General features: G+C 60.8%; 14 protein-coding genes. 8 read left to right on the top strand and 6 right to left on the bottom strand.

Translation table 11 applies throughout. The annotated features are described in order from the left end of the window. The first annotated feature begins 23 nt into the window (after positions 1–23). The 4 genes from ACYJRZ_RS19785 (at position 24) to ACYJRZ_RS19800 (ending at position 6,130) form a co-directional block, all read left to right on the top strand. Positions 24–1,391, top strand: coding sequence for an ammonium transporter (locus ACYJRZ_RS19785; RefSeq protein ID WP_285206159.1), 1,368 nt, complete (start codon positions 24–26; stop codon positions 1,389–1,391). Between the two features lie 272 nt (positions 1,392–1,663). Then, positions 1,664–4,333 (top strand): FtsK/SpoIIIE family DNA translocase, encoded by a 2,670-nt coding sequence (locus tag ACYJRZ_RS19790; protein WP_459461766.1) that lies wholly within the window; start codon positions 1,664–1,666, stop codon positions 4,331–4,333. A gap of 137 nt (positions 4,334–4,470) precedes the next feature. Next, on the top strand, positions 4,471–5,133 hold the full coding sequence (locus tag ACYJRZ_RS19795; RefSeq protein WP_459461768.1) for an outer-membrane lipoprotein carrier protein LolA: 663 nt from the start codon (positions 4,471–4,473) through the stop codon (positions 5,131–5,133). 193 nt (positions 5,134–5,326) lie between these two features. After that, a complete protein-coding gene (locus tag ACYJRZ_RS19800; RefSeq protein ID WP_459461770.1) occupies positions 5,327–6,130 on the top strand; it encodes an exodeoxyribonuclease III in 804 nt (267 codons plus the stop codon). 117 nt (positions 6,131–6,247) lie between these two features. Here the strand turns inward: ACYJRZ_RS19800 and ACYJRZ_RS19805 are convergent, their stop codons facing one another. Both ACYJRZ_RS19805 and ACYJRZ_RS19810 read right to left on the bottom strand, forming a co-directional pair. Beyond that, on the bottom strand, positions 6,248–6,703 hold the full coding sequence (locus ACYJRZ_RS19805; RefSeq protein ID WP_145635963.1) for a cyclic nucleotide-binding domain-containing protein: 456 nt from the start codon (positions 6,701–6,703) through the stop codon (positions 6,248–6,250). Between the two features lie 7 nt (positions 6,704–6,710). Further along, complete coding sequence (locus ACYJRZ_RS19810; RefSeq protein ID WP_199146377.1) at positions 6,711–7,394, bottom strand: response regulator transcription factor; 684 nt, start codon at positions 7,392–7,394, stop codon at positions 6,711–6,713. 148 nt (positions 7,395–7,542) lie between these two features. Between ACYJRZ_RS19810 and ACYJRZ_RS19815 the strand changes: the two genes are divergently transcribed. Continuing rightward, a complete protein-coding gene (locus tag ACYJRZ_RS19815; protein WP_459461773.1) occupies positions 7,543–8,091 on the top strand; it encodes a L,D-transpeptidase family protein in 549 nt (182 codons plus the stop codon). 145 nt (positions 8,092–8,236) lie between these two features. Then, on the top strand, positions 8,237–9,067 hold the full coding sequence (locus ACYJRZ_RS19820; RefSeq protein WP_459461775.1) for an aldo/keto reductase: 831 nt from the start codon (positions 8,237–8,239) through the stop codon (positions 9,065–9,067). A gap of 63 nt (positions 9,068–9,130) precedes the next feature. On the opposite strand, the gene ACYJRZ_RS19825 is transcribed toward ACYJRZ_RS19820, so the two are convergent. Continuing rightward, on the bottom strand, positions 9,131–10,585 hold the full coding sequence (locus tag ACYJRZ_RS19825; RefSeq protein ID WP_459461777.1) for an MFS transporter: 1,455 nt from the start codon (positions 10,583–10,585) through the stop codon (positions 9,131–9,133). 138 nt (positions 10,586–10,723) lie between these two features. Between ACYJRZ_RS19825 and ACYJRZ_RS19830 the strand changes: the two genes are divergently transcribed. Next, positions 10,724–11,650, top strand: coding sequence for a LysR family transcriptional regulator (locus tag ACYJRZ_RS19830; protein WP_459461779.1), 927 nt, complete (start codon positions 10,724–10,726; stop codon positions 11,648–11,650). Here ACYJRZ_RS19830 and ACYJRZ_RS19835 read toward each other — a convergent pair. Then, positions 11,627–12,115: a MarR family winged helix-turn-helix transcriptional regulator gene (locus tag ACYJRZ_RS19835; protein ID WP_459461780.1), complete on the bottom strand. Its 489-nt coding sequence runs from the start codon at positions 12,113–12,115 to the stop codon at positions 11,627–11,629. The two genes, ACYJRZ_RS19830 and ACYJRZ_RS19835, sit on opposite strands and share 24 nt — an antisense overlap. An 83-nt stretch (positions 12,116–12,198) precedes the next feature. Between ACYJRZ_RS19835 and ACYJRZ_RS19840 the strand changes: the two genes are divergently transcribed. Then, entirely contained in the window at positions 12,199–13,101 is a 903-nt protein-coding gene (locus ACYJRZ_RS19840) for an EamA family transporter (RefSeq protein WP_459461782.1), read from the top strand. A gap of 119 nt (positions 13,102–13,220) precedes the next feature. Here the strand turns inward: ACYJRZ_RS19840 and ACYJRZ_RS19845 are convergent, their stop codons facing one another. Both ACYJRZ_RS19845 and leuC read right to left on the bottom strand, forming a co-directional pair. Beyond that, the gene (locus tag ACYJRZ_RS19845) at positions 13,221–15,101 is read right to left on the bottom strand and encodes an ABC transporter ATP-binding protein (protein WP_459461784.1); all 1,881 of its coding nucleotides are present in this window, start codon (positions 15,099–15,101) and stop codon (positions 13,221–13,223) included. Between the two features lie 258 nt (positions 15,102–15,359). After that, on the bottom strand, positions 15,360–16,769 hold the full coding sequence (leuC, locus tag ACYJRZ_RS19850; RefSeq protein ID WP_112341428.1) for a 3-isopropylmalate dehydratase large subunit: 1,410 nt from the start codon (positions 16,767–16,769) through the stop codon (positions 15,360–15,362). Positions 16,770–16,795 lie beyond the last annotated feature (26 nt).

The raw sequence follows: 16,795 nt of genomic DNA on the forward strand, positions 1-16,795 counted from the left end.
CGGCGGACCAGGGAGTTATTTGCATGTCATTTTCCAAGCTTTCCTCCGCCCTGACACGGGTGGGCGCGCTTTCTGCGGCCTTGCTTGCGCCGGCGATCGCATTTGCCCAGGATGCCGCCCCGGCTGCTGCGGCTGCGACCGCTGCCACTCCGGTTCCGGACAAGGGCGACACCGCCTTCATGTTCATCTCAACCATTCTCGTGCTCTTCATGCTCGTTCCAGGCCTTGCGCTGTTCTATGGCGGCCTCGTCCGCGCCAAGAACATGCTCTCGGTCCTGATGCAGTGCACCATGATCGGCGCGGTCGTAATGATCCTCTGGGTTCTCTACGGCTATTCCTTCGCCTTCGGCGGCGGCAGCAGCCCCTATTGGGGCGGCACAGCCAAGATGTTCCTCTCGGGCGTCTCGACCTCGACCACGGCCGCAACCTTCTCCAAGGGCGTCGTCATTCCTGAATTCATCTTCATGCTGTTCCAGATGACCTTCGCCGCCATCACGCCGGCGCTTATCATCGGCGCCTTCGCCGAGCGCATCAAGTTCGGCGCAGCCGTGCTCTTCTGCGCGCTGTGGGCGACCTTCGTCTACTTCCCGATCGCTCACATGGTCTGGGATTCCAACGGCATGCTCTTCAAGATGGGTGCTCTCGACTTCGCTGGCGGCACCGTCGTTCACATCAATGCCGGTATTGCAGGCATCGTCGGCGCTATCCTCGTCGGCAAGCGCGTCGGCTTTGGCAAGGACATGATGGCTCCGCATTCCATGACGTTGACCATGGTCGGCGCATCGATGCTCTGGGTCGGCTGGTTCGGCTTCAATGCCGGCTCCAACCTCGAAGCTTCCGGCGGCGCGATGCTCGCTACCGTCAACACCTTCGTCGCAACGGCAGCCGCCATCATCTCCTGGTCGCTGGTCGAAACCTTCACCCGCGGCAAGGCCTCCATGCTCGGCGGCGCTTCGGGCATGGTTGCCGGCCTCGTCGCCATCACGCCTGCAGCCGGTATCGCCGGTCCGATGGGCGCGATCGTCATGGGCCTGATCGTCTCGCCGCTCTGCTACTTCTTCGTCTCGGTTGTGAAGAACAAGTTCGGCTACGACGATACGGCTGACGTCTTCGGCGTACACTGCATCGGCGGCATTTTCGGCGCCATCGCAACCGGCATCTTCGCCAGCGCCTCGCTCGGCGGCGTCGGCTATGCCGATGGCGTCACGATGAGCAGCCAGGTCGTCGTTCAGCTGACCGCCGTCGTCACGACAATCCTGTGGTGCGGCATCGGCTCGGCGATCCTCTACAAGGTCGTCGACGTCATCATCGGCCTGCGCGTCGCTCCGGAAGCCGAGCGCGAAGGTCTTGACCTCGCCTCGCACGGCGAAGCTGCCTACCACAATTCTTAATCGAAGCTTGCGAAACCGGGGGAAGGTCCCAGTTTCGCTAAACATCCCGTCGCGTCCTGTTTCATCGCAAATAGGTCGCTCTTGGCCCGGACCTCGGTTCGGGCCCTTTTCTTTGGTGCAATCACATCCCGTTGGAAAAGCCGCCAATCCCCTGGCTCGGCATGCATGGTTAACACGCCATTAACCCTCCTCTGATTAGGTATGGCTAACCTGCCGGCGAGTGGGCATAGATCGATTCGCTTGCGCTTTGGACTGGAACGGGGCTTGATATCATGGGCAGAAGCAATTCGGCGGCGTTGAGCGGTCGCCCCGACCGTTTATCGCTTTCGAGCGTGGTTTGGCGTCAGATCAAGGGGCTGTCTGGCTTCGCGATATTGTTCCTGCTGGCGCTCGCCGTTGCGGCGCTGGCGACCTGGAACGTCATGGACCCCAGCTACTCCTACGCAACTGCCAATCCGCCGACCAACCTGCTGGGCTTTCCCGGCGCCGCCTTTGCCGACATCATGATGCAGTCGTTCGGCCTTGCCTCGGTTCTGGCGATGCTGCCCGTCGTCGCCTGGGCCTTCGCGCTGATTGCCAACCGCAAGCTTCATCGTGTGCCCTCGCGCCTCGGCGCCTGGTTCGGCGGCTGCATCGTGGCGGCCGGCTCGATCGCCTGCTTTCCGGCACCGCCCACCTGGCCGATCCCCAACGGTATCGGCGGCGTCGTCGGCGACCTTCTGCTGCGCCTCCCAGCCCTTTTCATCGGCACCTATCCGAGCGGCGTCGTCGCCATCATCATCGGTTTGGTCCTCGCCGTTCCGGCCATTTGGCTCATGCTCTTTGCCTCAGGCATCATCGGTGAAAACCTCGTGGAAGACGAGGAGGATGAGGACGATTATGAGGAAACCCGCAGCCGTGCCCGCCGGGTAGGCGACGTGGACGAGGATGACGACCGCGGCAGCTTCCTCGGCAATTTCATGGCTTTCGGCGCTCTCATGCATGCCTGGTACAACACGCAGGCCCGCCTGCGCCGGCTGTTCGGCATGGGTCCGCGCAAGCGCCGCGACCATGCCTTCGATGCGCCTTATGATTTCAACGACGACGAATTCGGTACGCTGAACGAGCCGGTGCGGGCCAAGGCACCCATGGCGCGGGGCGACCGTCTCGAGCCGTCCATGGATGGTCCGGCGCGCCGCGTGGTATCCGCGCCGTCGATCAGTCTCGGCGATGATGAGGATGAGGACGAGGATTCTCTTTACGATCGCGATCCGCGGCGTCCGGCCGATATCCTGCCTGACGATGAGGATGATGAGTGGCCATTGGCCCCGGCTGCTCCAAAGGGAGCCGCTGCCGGCCATCGTGTCACTCCCGCCGCGCCGCGTCCGAAACCGGGTGCGCGGGCGGAACGCGAGGCGCAGACCTCCTTCATCCGTCCCTATGGCTTCCAGCTTCCCGCTGTCCATCTGCTTGCCGAGCCGAAGGCAGTCGCCCGCGATGCGACGCTCTCTGCCGATGCGCTGGAGCAGAATGCTCGCATGCTCGAAGGCGTGCTGGAGGATTTCGGCGTCAAGGGCGAAATAATTCATGTCCGTCCCGGCCCGGTCGTGACACTCTACGAGCTGGAGCCGGCGCCCGGCATCAAATCGTCCCGCGTCATCGGCCTTGCCGACGATATCGCCCGTTCGATGAGCGCGATCGCCGCGCGCGTCGCCGTCGTGCCCGGCCGCAACGCCATCGGCATCGAGCTGCCGAACTCGACGCGTGAGACAGTCTATCTGCGCGAGCTCATCGCCAGCCGCGATTTCGAGACTTCCAAGGCGAAGCTTGCCATGTCGCTCGGCAAGACGATCGGCGGCGAGCCCGTCATCGCCGATCTCGCCAAGATGCCGCATCTGCTCGTGGCCGGTACGACCGGTTCGGGTAAATCCGTCGCGATCAACACCATGATCCTGTCGCTGCTCTACCGCATGACACCGGAGCAATGCCGGCTGATCATGATCGATCCGAAGATGCTCGAACTTTCCGTCTATGACGGCATTCCGCATCTGCTCTCGCCCGTCGTCACCGATCCGAAGAAGGCCGTCGTCGCGCTCAAATGGACCGTCCGCGAGATGGAAGAGCGCTACAAGAAGATGTCGAAGATCGGCGTGCGCAACATCGACGGCTTCAACAGCCGCGTCGAGCAGGCCGTTGCCAAGGGAGAGGCGATCAGCCGGACCGTGCAGACCGGCTTCGACCGCCACACCGGCGAGGCGATCTACGAGACGGAAGAATTCGATCTGAAGCCTATGCCCTACATCGTCGTCATCATCGACGAAATGGCCGATCTGATGATGGTGGCAGGCAAGGATATTGAAGGCGCCGTGCAGCGTCTGGCGCAGATGGCGCGCGCCGCCGGTATCCATGTTATCATGGCAACGCAGCGTCCCTCGGTCGATGTCATCACCGGCACGATCAAGGCGAACTTCCCGACGCGCATCTCTTTCCAGGTGACGTCGAAGATCGACAGCCGCACCATTCTTGGCGAGCAGGGTGCCGAACAGCTGCTCGGCATGGGCGACATGCTCTATATGGCCGGCGGCGGGCGCATCCAGCGCGTGCACGGCCCCTTCGTCTCCGACGGCGAAGTGGAGGATATCGTTGCTTATCTGAAGACACAGGGCGCGCCGCAATATCTCGATGCCATCACCGCCGATGACGACGAGGATGATGACGGCCACGGTCCGGTCGGCACGTCCAATCTTTCGGATTCGGAAGATCCCTACGATCAGGCGGTTGCGATCGTTCTTCGTGACGGCAAGGCATCGACATCCTACATCCAACGGCGTCTCGGCATCGGCTACAATCGCGCCGCCTCGCTGATCGAGCGCATGGAGCAGGAGGGACTGATCGGCCCGGCCAACCATGCCGGCAAGCGCGAAATTCTCGTCCCGACCGAAGCCGATATTCTCGATCGCTGATGCCGCAGGCCCTTTCCGCGTCGCATATCCCGTCTATGTTCAGGGAAATTTGATCGCGGCCCCTTATCGGCCCTGGGCCGTTGCGCCATGAAGACGCCGATTTTGCGCGCCATGGACGAAGCATGAAGGAGAATTCGATGATAAAGTTTGATGCGCAGCCGTCCAGCCGACTTTCCCTGACCCGCCGGCACCTTCTCGGCGCCGTGCTTGCGGTCGGCGCGGCAGGCGCTCTGCCGGTCTCGGCTTTCGCGCAGGCGCAAACGCAGGCAGCCGCAGCGACCCTCAATCCCGGCATCGCCCAGGCCATTGCCGATCATTTCTCATCGATCAAGTCGATGAAGGGCGGTTTTCTGCAGATCGGTCCGCGCGGCGATCAGATGAGCGGCGCCTTCTTCATCCAGCGGCCCGGCAAGATGCGTTTCAACTACGATCCGCCGTCCCGCATGCGCGTGATTTGCGACGGTAACAACGTACAGGTCATCAACGACCAGACGCAGACGCGAAACATGTATCAGCTGTCGAAGACGCCGCTGAGCCTGTTGCTCGCCAACAAGATCGACCTTTCCGCCGACATGGTGCGCAATGTCGATTCGCAGCCGGATCTGACAAAGATCACGCTCGGCAACCGCACCGTTTTTGGCGATTCGACGATCACGATGATCTTCGATTCGAAGAGCTACGATCTGCGCCAATGGACCGTCATCGATCCGCAGGGCAAGACGACCGATGTGATCATCAACAATGTAAAGACCAACGTCGCCTTCGACGACAGCGTTTTCCGCATCGACTACACGCGCTGAGCGTCCTCCCAACCCTTGTAGCGGAGAAGCGCCGAATGGCGCTTTTCTTTCCGCCACAGCCGGTCTAAAGCCTTAGCCTGACTGGAGCGCTTAAAGAAATCGCCGAGCCGCTCCATCTGTCTGTTTTGATGCAATTCCGGACGCGAAATCGCTGCGCACTTTTCCTGGATTTGCTCTAAGGGAAGGTTTGGGCATGGGATTTTCGATTGCGACCTGGAATATCAATTCGGTGCGGCTGCGCATGCCCATCGTCGAGCAATTCGTCATGCAGGCCCGGCCCGATATTCTCTGCCTGCAGGAAACCAAGGTTCCGAACGAGCTTTTCCCCCACGTGCCGCTCCGGGCGCTTGGTTATGAGCACATCATCATTCACGGCCAGAAGGGCTATCACGGGGTGGCCATCGCCTCCCGTTTCCCGCTGACCGAGGATCATCGCCAGGATTATTGCAATGTCGGCGACAGCAGGCATATCTCGGCGATCTTCGAGCGCGGCGGCCGGCGCATCCGCCTGCATAATTTCTATGTTCCGGCCGGTGGCGACGAGCCAGATCGCACGATCAATCCGAAATTCGGCCACAAGCTTGATTTCATCGAGGAGATGAAGAAGCTACATGCCAATGCCGAGCAGAACACGTCTGCGATCCTCGTCGGCGATCTCAATATTGCGCCCCTGGAACACGATGTCTGGTCGCACAAACAGCTTTTGAAGATCGTCAGCCATACGCCCGTGGAGACCGAAGGGCTGCTCGAGGTAATGAAGCGCGGCGCCTGGCTCGACCTGATGCGCCAGCAGGTGCCGGAAAATGAAAAGCTCTATACGTGGTGGAGCTATCGCGCCAAGGATTGGGAGGCTGCCGACCGCGGCCGCCGCCTCGATCACATCTGGTCCTCCTCCGATCTCGGCCCGCATCTGCAGAGGATCGAGATCCTGAAGGCGGCGCGCGGCTGGGATCGTCCGTCCGATCACGTGCCGGTCATAGCCCATTTCAATCTCTGAAGCGGTATTGAACTTGTTAGAGCGTTTGCGCTTTTCTTTGAATCGCGAAAACGCTCTATCCTTTTGTATTTACGGAATTCCGGACGAAAAACCGCTTCGCCCCTTTCCTGGATTGCTTCAGGAGAAACGGCCGAGCATTGCGGCCGCCTGCCTGGCAAGGGCGGCGAAGTTTTCGCGGATGCGATTCTGGATCAGCAGGCCAGCGTCTGGATATTCCTCGATCAAGCGGTGAAAGAGGGCGCGGGTGATGCGGATCACGTCGGATTCTTCGGCGGCAACGGCCGTGTATTTCCGCTCCACCAAGGTCACCATCGCCAGTTCCGAAAGCATGGTGCCTGCCTGGACCACCGCTTCCACCTGAGTCTGGCCGTTAGCATCGATGGTGCTGAGTTCGAAACTGCCGCGCGTTATGACATAGGCGCATTCGGCGGGCGATTTTTCCCGGAATAGCGTCTGGCCCTCATTCACATGGCGGCGATCGGCGCCGAAGGCGATCAGCCGCAGCGGCTCGTCGCCCATGCCGTGAAACAGCGGCAGTTGCGACAGCAGTCGGATATCGTCGTTCAGCGCCATCGATCGCCTATGGAATGATCTTGTAGCCGCCGTTTTCCGTGACCAGGATTTCGGCGTTGGAGGGATCGCGCTCGATCTTCTGGCGAAGGCGATAGACGTGGGTTTCGAGCGTATGGGTGGTCACGCCGGAATTGTAGCCCCAGACCTCTTCGAGAAGGATATCGCGGGTGACGACCTTCTGGTCGGCGCGATAGAGATAGCGGATGATGGCGGCCTCCTTTTCCGTGAGCCGGATCTTTTGGCCGTCTTCCGTGGTGAGCAGCTTCTGGCTCGGCTTGAAGAGGTATCGTCCCACAGTGAAGGTCGCATCTTCGCTCTGCTCGTGCTGGCGCAGCTGCGCGCGGATGCGGGCAAGCAGCACGGCGAAGCGGAATGGCTTCGTCACATAATCGTTGGCGCCGGCTTCAAGGCCAAGGATGGTGTCGGAATCCGTGTCATGCCCCGTCAGCATGATGATCGGCGCTTTGAAGCCGTTCTTGCGCAGCAGCTTCACAGCTTCGCGGCCGTCCATATCGGGCAGGCCGACATCCATGATAAGGAGATCGACGGGTACGGTGCGTGCGGTCTGCACGCCCTTTCCGGCGGTCACTTCCTGCAGGACGTTGAATTCCTCATAAAGCGATAATTGCTCGACCAACATCTCACGCAGGTCGTTGTCATCATCCACCAGAAGAATGGTGCGTGCCGTCATGCCGTTCGGGTCCTTGTTCTCATTCCTCCTAAGTCCTACGCCAAATTGCACTTTTGGCAAGTCGCGAGGCGGCTCAGGCTTGGTCGTTTGGTTGAAACTGCTATGATTTCAAACGAAATCACACGCAAAGCAAAAACATGTGAGGAAAATGCAAAAGACAAGGGCGGGGGCAGGGCGGACCAAATCGACGATCGTCGTGCGGCCTGCGCCGGGTAAGAAAACGCGGGCGCTGGTGCAGGTTGGGAGGATGACCGTGCCGGCGGCGATCGGCAGATCCGGGCGCAGCATATTGAAGCGAGAGGGCGATGGCGCGACCCCGATTGCCGGTATGAAGCTGCTCTACGGCTTCACGCGCGGCGATCGCGTCCGCTTCCTGCGGACGACGTTGCCGATGCGGCATATCCGGGAGGATATGCTGTGGTGCGATCAACCCGACGATCCCAACTACAACAGGCCTGTGAAGGCGCCCTTCAATCCAAGTCATGAGGAATTGCGGCGGGAGGATGGGCTTTATGATATCTGCCTGGTGCTCGATTGGAACGTGCGCTCGCGCCGGCGCAACCGCGGCTCGGCGATCTTCTTTCACCTGATCAGGCCGGGATATGAGCCGACGGCCGGATGCGTTGCCGTCAGCCTGCGCGACATGAAGCGCATCCTGCCATCTTTGCGAAGAGGTATGACGGTCCGGGTTGTCTGAAAGGTCGCGCGGGGTTAACATCCCGATATTCTCCACTATATCGGGATTTCGACCGGTGCGCCTTTGCGAACCAGACCGCCCCTTTTCTTTCAGAATTTAAATCACGCCTTCACTCCGCCTGCTTATCATCCTTTGGAGACTTATCGTGACCACGCAACCGACAATCACGTTCAATGACGGCCATTCCATTCCGCAGGTCGGCCTCGGTGTCTGGCAGACGCCGGAAAACGTCGCGCCGATGGCCGTCAGCACGGCTTTGAAAGCCGGCTACCGTCATATCGATACTGCGGCCATCTATGCCAACGAGGATGGCGTCGGCGAAGGCGTGCGCCAGTCCGGCGTCGCCCGCGAGGATATCTATCTCACAACCAAGCTCTGGAACGAGGCGCAGGGCTTCGATTCCACGCTGAAGGCTTTCGACGAAAGCCTCAAGCGGCTCGGCACCGACTATATCGACCTTTACCTCATTCATTGGCCGTCGCCGCATCGCAACCGCTATCTGGACACCTGGAAGGCCTTCGTGCGCCTCAAGGAAGAGGGCCGCGCCCGTTCGATCGGCGTTTCCAATTTTGCCGCCGCGCATCTTGAACGTATCATCGGCGAGACCGGCGTGACACCCGTGCTGAACCAGATCGAGCTGCATCCCACCTTCCAGCAGAAGGAACTGCGTGCCGTTCACGACAAGCTCAACATCAAGACCGAATCCTGGAGCCCGCTCGGCCAGGGCAAGCTTCTCGGCAATGCTGTCATCGGCAAGATCGCCGCCAAGCACGGTCGCACCCCAGCACAGATCATCATCCGCTGGCACATCGACAACGGCCTGATCGTCATCCCGAAATCGGTGACGCCGAGCCGCATCGAGGAAAACCTCAACGTTTTCGATTTCAAGCTCGAAAGCGACGACCTGGCTGAGATGGCCAAGCTCGATTCGGCTGGCGGCCGTATCGGGCCGGATCCGCTGACGGCGAGTTTCTGATTTCAGGAATTGAGCTCTGGAGGCCGGAAGCATTTCCTTCCGGCCTTTTCGTTGTAAAGCGGATCAGAGCGCTTCTTCTGAAAGAGACGCTCGCTTCGCGCAGGCAAAACCGGTGAGTGCGATTGCCGATGCCCCGACAATCAGCAGAGCGGCCACCGCAAAGGTGATCTGCATTCCGCCCGCCAGCGCCTGCGGCGCTGCGGTGGTAATGTCCGTGGTTCCCGAGGCCAGCGTGAAGACTGCGCCCATGACGGATGCGCCGGTGATCAGGCCGAGATTTCGCGACAGGTTCAGCATGCCCGATATGACGCCGCGCTGCTCGGGCTGGATATCAGCCATGATCATAGTGTTATTGGCCGCCTGAAACAGCGCGCAGTTTGCGGTGATGACGGCGATCGGCCCGATATAGCCGGCTGCTCCGAACTTGCCTTGCATGGCCGAGAGCAGGAAGAGGCCGGCTATCATGCCTGCGAGGCCCGTGATCGTCATGCGTTGAGTGCCGAAACGGTCGACGATACGGCCTGCCGGTACGCCCATCAGTGCGGCCACCAGTGGACCCGCCGACATGATGGCGCCGACTTCAGCTGCGTCGAAACCGAGTGTGGAAGAAAGGTAGAAGGGGCCGACCACTAGCGTCGCCATCATCACGGTCGAGACCAATGTGCTCATGGCAAGGCCTGCCGTCAGCGTCGAATCGCGGAACATGGAAAGGCGCAGCAGCGGCGATTTCACCCTAGCTTGCGCAAGCAGAAATAGCGCCGTTCCGAATGCCGTAACCAACAGCAGGCCGATATTTACTCTGCCGAAGCTGCCGCGCCCTATGGTCATTGCCAGCGCATAGGCGGCAAGCGTCAGCGCCAGCAGCAGGGTGCCGATCGCATCCGGTCGTCCCTGGGTGGTTTTTGCATTCGGACGATCCGCCGGCAAGAAGCGAGCGGCGAGCAGGACATTCGCAATGCCGAGTGGCACGTTGATCAGGAAGATGGCTTTCCAGCCGAGGCCGGCGATCAGGATGCCGCCGAGCGACGGGCCGAGCGTGGTACCGATGGCAGACATGGTGCCAAGCAGGCCCATGGCGCTACCGGTCCTCTCCTTGGGAACGGTTTCGCCAACCATCGCAACAGCGAGTGCCATCATCATCGCTGCGCCCAGGCCCTGAAAAGCTCTGGCGGCAAGCAGGAGCGAAAGCGTCGGCGCTATGCCGCAGAAGAGCGAGGCGAGGGTGAAGAGGCTTGTGCCAGTCAGCAGCAGACGCCGCCGACCGAAAATATCGCCCAGGCGTCCGACGCTGACGATCAGCGTGGTAATGGCGAGCAGGTAGGCGAGCACGATCCATTGCGCTTGCTGGAAGGAGGCGCCGAATGCCTGGGCAAGCGCCGGCAGAGCGATATTGGCAATGCTGGTGCCGAGCGAGGGCATCAGCATGGAAAGCGAGAGGCTGGCGAGCGCCCAGCGGGTCGAGGAGGGTGCCCGCGCGCGTCCGGCTTCGCCCGATTCTTCGAGGATTGGCTTCAACATGAGCTCCTTTTTCTGGTGACGTCTTAAAAAGTCTCGACGGAAAAGTAGCTGTCGAAGCGGCATGGCGGAATGCGCAGCATTTGCACTTCATTCGTGCGTTTGACGCTATATGTTATACAAACGTGCTATGCTCCCCTCATGTCCACGCCCGATCTCAACCTGCTTGTCACCCTGAATGTCCTGCTTGCCGAAGGCAGCGTTGCGCGTGCTGCCCGGAGGCTACGGCTCAGCCCATCGGCGATGAGCCGGCAGCTGGCGCGCCTACGCGAGACCACGGGGGATCCACTTTTGGTCAGGGCTGGGCGCGGGCTGGTGCCGACACCGCGGGCGCTGGAATTACGCGAGCGTGTCGGTCAGCTTGTGCAGGACGCGGAAGCGGCACTGCGCCCGGCTGAAGCACTTGATCTGAAGCAACTGACTCGAATTTTCACGCTGCGCACTCGCGAAGGCTTCGTGGAGAACTTTGGCGCCGAACTGATCGCCCGCATTGCCGAGCAGGCGCCTGGCGTTCGGCTCTACTTCACGCAGAAGCTGGACAAGGACAGCATGCCTCTGCGCGACGGCACGATTGACTTCGAGACTGGTGTTGTCGGTGACGATACCGGTCCGGAGCTCAGGACGCAGGCGCTGTTCCGCGATCGCTTCATCGGAGTGGTCCGAAGCGAGCATCCATTGAGCGAAGGATTGATCACGCCGGAGCGTTATGTCGCCGGCCAGCATATCCTTGTTTCGCGGCGTGGCCTGCAGAAAGGGCAGATCGACGAGGCTCTTGAAAAGCTGGGCCTCAAGCGGCAGATCGCAACGATTGTCGGCAGCTTTTCGGCGGCACTGGCCTTGGCGCGCGCCTCCGACCTGATCGTCAGTGTGCCGGAGCGTTATACGGGCAATCTGCGCGTTGACATGCACAGTTTCGCGCTGCCGGTGCCGACATCCGATGTCACGATCTCGCTGCTCTGGCACCCGCGCATGGATGCGGATCCGGCGCATCGCTGGCTGAGGGGCTGTATTCGCGATGTCTGCGCCGAATCGCGCTCGAAGCAATCAGCTAGATTCGAAGTCGGCTAAATAATTGCGCAGCAGGCGGTCAAGGGCCTTTCGTTCACCTTCAGAAAGGGTGGAGATCAGGCGTTTCTGCGTTTCGACATGCGCCGTCACCGCCGCATCGATAAGCTCGAAGCCTTTCGGCGTCAGGGATATCAGGAAGCTGCGGCCATCATCCGGGTTCTGGCTGCGCGCGACGAGGCCGGCCCTCTCAAGCTGATCGATACGATTGGTCATCGTGCCCGACGAGACCATCATCGTCTCCATCAGATCACTGGGGGAGAGGGTATAGGGCTCGCCCGAGCGGCGCAGGGTCGCCAGCATGTCGAAGTTTGCCGAGTTCAGGCCGAAGCGGCCGAAGGTCTTCTCCATCTCGCGGGAGAGATGGAGCGCGAGATTGCGCATGCGCCCGAGGAGACCCATGGCCGTCGTGTCGAGATCCGGTCGTTCGCGGCGCCACTGAGCGAGAATTTTGTCGATGCGATCCATGCCAAGACCTCGCCATGATTTTATCTTGACGTCAAGGCATTTCAGATTATCTTGAGGTCAAGATAAATTTCGAGGCTGATGCCATGAACCGCAATTTCGACCTGTTGCTCACCGCCATTGCGCCGGCGATCTGGGGCAGCACCTATTTGGTAACGACACAGCTTCTGCCGGCCGGTTATCCATTGACTGTCGCCATGCTGCGCGCACTGCCCGCCGGCCTGCTTCTGCTCCTGATCGTGCGGCAGCTGCCGCGTGGGGTCTGGTGGCTGAAGTCGCTGGTTCTCGGTGCGCTGAATTTCTCCATCTTCTGGTGGCTGCTGTTCATTTCGGCTTATCGGCTGCCGGGGGGCGTGGCGGCCACGGTCGGTGCCGTCCAGCCGTTGATCGTCATTGTGCTAGCGCGCTTGCTGCTGGGATCGCCGATCCGCAGCCTCTCCATTATCGCAGCCGTCGCGGGTATAGGTGGCGTCGCGCTGCTGATCCTGACGCCAAATGCGACGCTCGATCCGATCGGCATTGTTGCGGGCATCGGCGGTGCTTTTTCCATGGCGGCTGGCACCGTGCTCAGCCGCCGCTGGCGGCCCGATGTCTCGCCGCTGACCTTTACCGCATGGCAGCTGACGGCAGGTGGCGTGCTTTTGCTGCCGGTGGCCCTGCTGCTCGAGCCGCCGCTGCCGCATCTGACCGGCGCAAACATTCTCGGCTTCGCCTATCTCGGCCTGATCGGCGCAGCACTCACCTATATTCTCTGGTTCCGCGGCCTGTCGCGGCTCGAGCCCTCGATGGTCTCGCCGCTCGGCTTCCTCAGCCCGACGACTGCCGTGATCCTCGGGTGGGCGGTGCTTGGGCAACATCTGAGCCCGATGCAGATCTTCGGCATCGTCGTCGTGCTTGGCAGCGTCTGGCTCAGCCAGAGGGTGCAGCAGGCTCCATCCACCGAAAAATCAGCACCCACCGGGCGCTCGGCAACCGCGTCGAGAGGATAGAAGGCTACTAAAGCGCGTAGCGATCTTTGGGCTCTTGATTTGCGCATGTCGCTATCGCAAACCGCTTCATGTTCTTGCGCGACATGCTTAAGGCAATAGTTGCCTCCAGATTTCTGACATCAGCTCGTAGACGATGCCGGTAGGAGTTCGTTGATGTCTTCGGGAATGAAGCCGCCGGTTTGGCGTTTCCACAGGCGGGCAAACAGGCCATTCTGTTCGGCCAGTTCCTCGGGCCTGCCTTCTTCCACGATGCGCCCGTGATCGAGCACGACGATGCGGTCCATCTTGGCAATGGTCGAAAGGCGATGAGCGATGGCAATCACCGTCTTTCCCTCCATCACCAAGTTGAGCCTATCCTGGATGGCGGCTTCGGATTCGCTGTCCAGCGCCGAGGTTGCCTCATCCAGCACCAGGATCGGTGCGTCTTTCAACAGGACGCGGGCGATCGCGACGCGCTGACGCTGGCCGCCGGAGAGCTTGATGCCGCGGTCGCCGACGAAGGCGTCATAGCCCTTGCGGCCTTCGCTGTCTGCGAGATTGGCAATGAAGGCATCGGCGCTGGCCATTTTCGCGACCTCCTCGATTTCGTCCTTATTCGCCTCCGGCCGTCCGTAGCGGATATTGTCGCCGACCGAACGATGCAGCAGCGCCACATCCTGCGCGATGACCCCGATCGCGCGGCGAAGGCTTGCCTGCGTGACCGCGCGGATATCCTGCCCGTCGATCAGGATCGCGCCGTCCTTGATGTCGTAGAAACGCAGTAGAAGATTTGCGAGCGTGGTCTTGCCGGCTCCGGAGAGGCCGACGAGGCCGACCTTTTCGCCCGGCCGCACCGTCAGCGAAAGGTCGTTGATGACGGGCTTTCCGGATTTGTAGGCGAAACGAACGTGGTCGAAGCGGATTTCGCCGTTCGGGACGACAAGATCCCGCGCCTCCGGCCCGTCGGTGATGGTGGGCGGCGTCGTCATGACTGGCATGGCGTCCTTGATCGTGCCGATGGCCTGGAAGATCTGCTGGCCCATCTGCAGGAAGGTAAATGTATGACCGGAGAGGCGGTTGAGAACATAAACGGCGGCAGTGAATTCGCCGATCGTGACGAAGCCATCCACGAGCCCGGTAAAGCCGATCGACAGGATAGCCAGCCAGTGCATCATGTTGAGGACGACGACGATGACCTCGGCGGTACGGTAGATGCGTTGTTCGCTCTGCTGAGCTTCGATCGCCTTGCCGATGATGCCTCTGATGGCGCCGGCCTCGCTGTCTTCCGCGGCGAATTGCTTGACCATTTGCATATTGGCGTAGAGATCGGTGATGGCGCCGGAAATCAGACTGCGACGCTTGGCCGAGCGGCGTGAGCGCTCAGTGAAGACGGGCGCCAGCCTGATGGCGAGAAGCACGTTGAGCGTGATCCAAATGATGGACGGAAGGGCAAGCTGCCAGGAGAGCGCGCCCAGAAGGACGACGGAGCCGATCATCTGCATGATAAAGCGCGGAATGGACTGGAAGGCAGAAATGACCTGCTGCTGCACAGCTGACGCTACCTGCTGCAGGCGCGAGGCGACCTGGCCGGCATATAGATCGTGGAAGAAGGCGAGGTCCTGCCGCTCCACCGCCCTGTGGCCCTGCCATTGAATGGCGGCCGGCATGCCGATGCCGAGCGTATGCGAGTTTAGCGTGTTGACGAGGAAAGAGCCGATTGGGATGCAGGGAAAAAGCATCAGGCCGAGGAAGACCAGCAGCGTCCGGTCGTTGTGCAGGAAAGCGGCAGCACCCTGCTGCGTGACGCCATCGACAATGACGGACAGGCCCCAAACGATGGTCAGGCTCATGATTTCAACCGCCATGGTGCAGAGGGCGAGCGTGATCAGAATGCCGCGAAACATGAGGATGAAGTGAAGAAGAACGGCCAGTGGCCCCTTGGGGGGCAGCGGCCGATAGGGGATGTCGAGCGGCCGGATCAACCTTTCGAAGGGACGGTAGATCTTATCTGAAATCGACATGGGCCTCTCGGATCAAAAATCGGGAGGAGCGCGGAGAATGAGTCAGACGGGCTGCATAAAATCATCTTCCAGCTGCAATCTCAAATAGAGATTCTAGAAAATATTAGCGAAACTGGTGTCGCGACGGTCGGGCCTGAAGCAGTGCGGCTTAGAACTGTCGCTAAATTCCGAGATAGGCGGCTCAGGCAGGAGAATTTTCACAGTAGACAAAAAAGGCGGCTTGGAGGCCGCCTTTTGCAGTCAATCAATCGAAGCAGATCACTTCCACTCGCGGATATCGACGAAGTGACCGGCAATCGCGGCGGCGGCGGCCATGGCCGGCGAGACCAGATGAGTGCGGCCCTTGAAGCCCTGGCGGCCTTCGAAGTTGCGGTTTGAGGTCGAAGCGCAGCGCTCGCCCGGCTTCAGGCGGTCGTCATTCATGGCGAGGCACATGGAACAGCCAGGCTCGCGCCAGTCGAAGCCGGCAGCCTTGAAGATCTTGTCGAGACCTTCGGCTTCCGCCTGTTCCTTCACGAGGCCGGAGCCCGGAACGATCATGGCGTTGACCGTGGAAGCAACCGTCTTGCCTTCGACGACCTTGGCGACTGCGCGCAGGTCTTCGATACGGCCATTGGTGCAGGAGCCGATGAAGACGCGATCGATGTTGATCTCAGTCATCGGGGTGCCCGGCTTCAGGCCCATATAATCGAGCGCACGCCACTTGGAGGCGCGCTTGGTCTCGTCCTGGATTTCGTCCGGGTTCGGAACGATACCCTGAACGGAGATGACGTCTTCCGGCGAGGAGCCCCAGGAGACGATCGGCGGCAGGCTTGCGGCATCGAGCTTGACGATGCGGTCGTAATGCGCGCCTTCGTCGGACTTCAGCGTCTTCCAGTAGGCGATCGCCTGTTCCAGCGCTTCGCCCTTCGGCGCGCGCGGCTTGCCCTTGATATATTCGAAGGTGACCTCATCCGGAGCGATCAGGCCGGCACGGGCGCCGCCTTCGATCGACATGTTGCAGATGGTCATGCGGCCTTCCATCGACAGCGAGCGAATGGCTTCGCCCGCATATTCGATGACATAGCCGGTGCCGCCTGCGGTGCCGATCTCGCCGATGATGGCGAGGATGATGTCCTTGGCGGTGACGCCCGGCGGCAGCTGGCCGTCGACCTGCACCAGCATGTTCTTGGCCTTTTTCTGGATCAGCGTCTGCGTGGCGAGCACATGCTCGACCTCGGAGGTGCCGATACCATGGGCGAGCGAGCCGAAAGCGCCGTGCGTCGAGGTGTGGCTATCACCGCAGACGATGGTCATGCCGGGCAGGGTGAAGCCCTGCTCGGGTCCGATGATGTGGACGATGCCCTGGCGCTTGTCGTTTTCGGAGTAGTATTCCACGCCGAATTCGGCGGCATTCTTGGCGAGCTGCTCGACCTGGATGCGACTTTCCTCGTTTTTGATGCCGAGGTGGCGATCCGGCGAGGTCGGCACGTTATGGTCGACAACGGCCAGCGTCTTCTGCGGCGCGTGAACCTTGCGGCCGGACATGCGCAGACCTTCGAAAGCCTGCGGCGACGTCACTTCGTGAACGAGATGGCGGTCGATATAGAGAAGACAGGTGCCGTCTTCTTGGGCGTCGACCAGGTGGTCATCCCAGATTTTATCGTACAGTGTGCGTGGAGCGCTCATGGCTACAAATCCATATTGGCATTATC

This window comes from Rhizobium sp. No.120 (assembly GCF_054558365.1).

What these genes read in the sequence shown, in the direction of transcription:
- ACYJRZ_RS19830 (WP_459461779.1), top strand. Translation starts at nt 10,724, where the DNA reads ATGTCCACGCCCGATCTCAACCTGCTTGTCACCCTGAATGTCCTGCTT.
- ACYJRZ_RS19800 (WP_459461770.1), top strand. Translation starts at nt 5,327, where the DNA reads ATGGGATTTTCGATTGCGACCTGGAATATCAATTCGGTGCGGCTGCGC.
- ACYJRZ_RS19815 (WP_459461773.1), top strand. Translation starts at nt 7,543, where the DNA reads ATGCAAAAGACAAGGGCGGGGGCAGGGCGGACCAAATCGACGATCGTC.
- ACYJRZ_RS19785 (WP_285206159.1), top strand. Translation starts at nt 24, where the DNA reads ATGTCATTTTCCAAGCTTTCCTCCGCCCTGACACGGGTGGGCGCGCTT.
- ACYJRZ_RS19805 (WP_145635963.1), bottom strand. Translation starts at nt 6,703, where the DNA reads ATGGCGCTGAACGACGATATCCGACTGCTGTCGCAACTGCCGCTGTTT.
- ACYJRZ_RS19795 (WP_459461768.1), top strand. Translation starts at nt 4,471, where the DNA reads ATGATAAAGTTTGATGCGCAGCCGTCCAGCCGACTTTCCCTGACCCGC.
- ACYJRZ_RS19790 (WP_459461766.1), top strand. Translation starts at nt 1,664, where the DNA reads ATGGGCAGAAGCAATTCGGCGGCGTTGAGCGGTCGCCCCGACCGTTTA.
- ACYJRZ_RS19825 (WP_459461777.1), bottom strand. Translation starts at nt 10,585, where the DNA reads ATGTTGAAGCCAATCCTCGAAGAATCGGGCGAAGCCGGACGCGCGCGG.
- leuC (WP_112341428.1), bottom strand. Translation starts at nt 16,769, where the DNA reads ATGAGCGCTCCACGCACACTGTACGATAAAATCTGGGATGACCACCTG.
- ACYJRZ_RS19845 (WP_459461784.1), bottom strand. Translation starts at nt 15,101, where the DNA reads ATGTCGATTTCAGATAAGATCTACCGTCCCTTCGAAAGGTTGATCCGG.
- ACYJRZ_RS19810 (WP_199146377.1), bottom strand. Translation starts at nt 7,394, where the DNA reads ATGACGGCACGCACCATTCTTCTGGTGGATGATGACAACGACCTGCGT.
- ACYJRZ_RS19835 (WP_459461780.1), bottom strand. Translation starts at nt 12,115, where the DNA reads ATGGATCGCATCGACAAAATTCTCGCTCAGTGGCGCCGCGAACGACCG.
- ACYJRZ_RS19840 (WP_459461782.1), top strand. Translation starts at nt 12,199, where the DNA reads ATGAACCGCAATTTCGACCTGTTGCTCACCGCCATTGCGCCGGCGATC.